The 2,336-nt window shown below is 72.6% G+C and carries 4 protein-coding genes; 3 read left to right on the top strand and 1 reads right to left on the bottom strand.

The window, feature by feature from the left end; genetic code table 11:
* The coding region (locus PROKR_RS00795; protein WP_036958873.1) for an NAD(+)/NADH kinase at nucleotides 1–801 on the top strand (801 nt) is incomplete at its 5' end.
* 55 nt (nucleotides 802–856) lie between these two features.
* On the opposite strand, the gene PROKR_RS00790 is transcribed toward PROKR_RS00795, so the two are convergent.
* Nucleotides 857–1,576, bottom strand: a complete 720-nt coding sequence (locus PROKR_RS00790) for a GntR family transcriptional regulator (protein ID WP_211239984.1) — start codon at nucleotides 1,574–1,576, stop codon at nucleotides 857–859.
* 140 nt (nucleotides 1,577–1,716) lie between these two features.
* Here PROKR_RS00790 and PROKR_RS00785 point away from each other — a divergent pair, with 140 nt between their 5' ends.
* On the top strand, nucleotides 1,717–2,016 hold the full coding sequence (locus tag PROKR_RS00785) for a hypothetical protein (RefSeq protein WP_084800179.1): 300 nt from the start codon (nucleotides 1,717–1,719) through the stop codon (nucleotides 2,014–2,016).
* Nucleotides 2,013–2,336 (top strand): hypothetical protein (locus PROKR_RS33325; protein WP_036958869.1); only part of this gene is annotated, 324 nt, incomplete at its 3' end. The genes PROKR_RS00785 and PROKR_RS33325, both read left to right, overlap by 4 nt.

Raw genomic sequence — 2,336 nt, 5'->3', positions numbered from 1 at the left:
GAGGCCCGGCACGAGGCCGCGGCGTCGGCCCGCCGGGCGGTCGCGGCGAGCGTGCCGTCCGACTGGGCGCTGGCGGAGGTCGAGCGCGCGGACCTCGATCGGTTTCTCTTCGCGCCCGAGGACGTCGTCCTCGTGGTGGGGCAGGACGGGCTGGTCGCGAACGTCGCCAAGTACCTGGACCGGCAGCTCGTCGTCGGCGTCGACCCCGAACCGGGCACCAACCTCGGCGTGCTCGTGCGGCACGGCGCCGAAGACGTCGCGGAGATCATCGGCGACCTGGTCGACCGGCAGTCCGCCGTGGCCGGCGGGCAGGACGACCGGGTGCCGTCCGCGACCCCGCGCTGCGACGAGCTGACGATGGTCCACGCGCGGCTCGACGACGGCCAGGAGCTGCACGCCGTCAACGAGCTGTTCCTGGGGCACCCCAGCCACCAGTCGGCGCGCTACACGCTGCGGGTCGACCGGGGGTCGGAGCGGCAGTCGTCGTCGGGCCTCATCGTCAGCACCGGGACGGGCGCCACCGGCTGGTGCGCCTCGATCGCGCACGACCGGGGCGGCCGCCGGCTGCCCGCTCCCACCGACCCGGCGCTGGCCTGGTTCGTGCGGGAGGCCTGGCCGTCGCCCGTCACCGGCGTCGCCATGACGGAGGGAGTGCTGGGGGACGGCGCCGAGCTCGTGGTGGCGGTGCAGTCCGACCGCCTCGTCGTGTTCGGGGACGGCATGGAGGCGGACCGGCTCGAGGTCTCCTGGGGGCAGGAGGTCCGGATCGGCGTGGCCGAACGGCGGCTCCGGCTCCTGTGAGCCCGGCCGCCCGGCTGCCCGCGGTGCGACCGCGGGTTCAGGAGATACCGCGGGTTCAGGAGATGTCGTAGCGGAGCATGAACTCGCCCGCGTCCAGCACCACGTGGCTCACCTCGATGGCCGAGCCGTCCTTGGTGAACGCGGTACGGGTGACCGCGAGCACCGGGGTGCCGGGCTCGATGCGCAGCTCCTCGATCTCCTCGATCGTCGGCATGCGGCCCACGACGTCCTCGCGGAAGCGCACCGGGGCGTGCCCGGCCTCGGCAAGGCGGGCGTGCGTACCGCCGGCACCGACCTCCTGGTCCGCGATCGGGGTGCCCGCCGCGATGGACGCGGGCAGGTACGACGTCGCGAACAGGACGGGCTTGCGCTCCCGCAGGTGCAGGCGCTCGCGCACGGTCACCTTGTCGCCCTCGGCGAGGCCGAGCGCCGTGCGGATCTTTTCGGACGGCTCCGCCTCCGCCGTGACCGCGAGCGTGCGGACCACGAGGCCGGCACCCGTCTCGTCGATCTCCGCGGTCACCGTGCCCTCGTCGGCCTGCCCGGTCGCGCCGGTGCGGACGATCGGCTCGAAGGAGCGCACGAACACGCCCGAGCCGTGCCGGGTCACGGTCAGCCCCTCGTCCTTGAGCATCGACAGGCCGTGGCGCGCGGTCATGCGGGCCACACCGTAGTTCGACATGAGCGCAGCTTCGCTCGGAAGGCGGTCGCCCGGTTTGTAGGTCCCGGAGCGGATCGCGGCACGAAGATCCTTGGCGATGCTTGCGGCAGTCACACGTCCCTCTCTAGACACGGAACCCACCTAACCCGCAGCCAGTGCGTATACGCAACTTTTCCGCGTAGCGGTTGCAACCCCCAGTTAACCCGCAACAGGCTGTCTATGCGCCTAGAGGTAGGTGCAGAGAGGTAGGAGAAATGGGAGCGATTGCGGGCACTCTGGCGGATTCCGCGAGCGGCGTGCGGGATCTGCTGGCGGAGGTGGGGGATGCACGGATCAAGTGGGTCGAGGTGTTCCGCGACCATCTGGTCGTGCATCCGGAGCGGCGGTCGGAGGGTGCGGCCATCGCGGAGCAGCTCGGGATCACCGTGGCGACCGACTACCCGGCCACGCGGCCCGGCTTCACGATGTGGACCGGGTGCTGGAACGGGATGGACATGTATGTCTACGGCGACCTGCGCGGCACCACCCGCGCGGTCCGGTCGTGGCCCACATGACAGCAGGGTCCTGCGCCGACGGCCCGGGCTCGGACGGCTGCCCGGCGCCGGCGGCGCACCTCGCCGAGCTCGTGCAGGTCACCGCGCTCATCGCGCACGTCTTCGACATCCCCACGCTGGACGTGCGGGCGGGTGTCGACCACCTCGACCTCGAGGACGACGTCGTGGGCATGCTGACCGTCGACGTCGTCGCGGCGCGGCTGCCGGACGCCGTCCGGCTGGCCCGGATGCTGCACCTCGCCGAACGACGCGGGCACCACGACGACGGGGTGTCCGGCCGCGCGGTCTGGCGGTGCTGGAGCGGCTGGGTGCCCGCCGCC

This window comes from Promicromonospora kroppenstedtii DSM 19349 (assembly GCF_000515355.1).
GTDB lineage: Bacteria > Actinomycetota > Actinomycetes > Actinomycetales > Cellulomonadaceae > Promicromonospora > Promicromonospora kroppenstedtii.
Note: the sequence above shows the minus strand (reverse complement) of the source record. Positions and strands in the feature narration are given on the sequence as shown.

Coding starts and splice junctions, on each gene's coding strand:
- PROKR_RS00785 (WP_084800179.1), top strand. CDS start 1,717: ATGGGAGCGATTGCGGGCACTCTGGCGGATTCCGCGAGCGGCGTGCGG.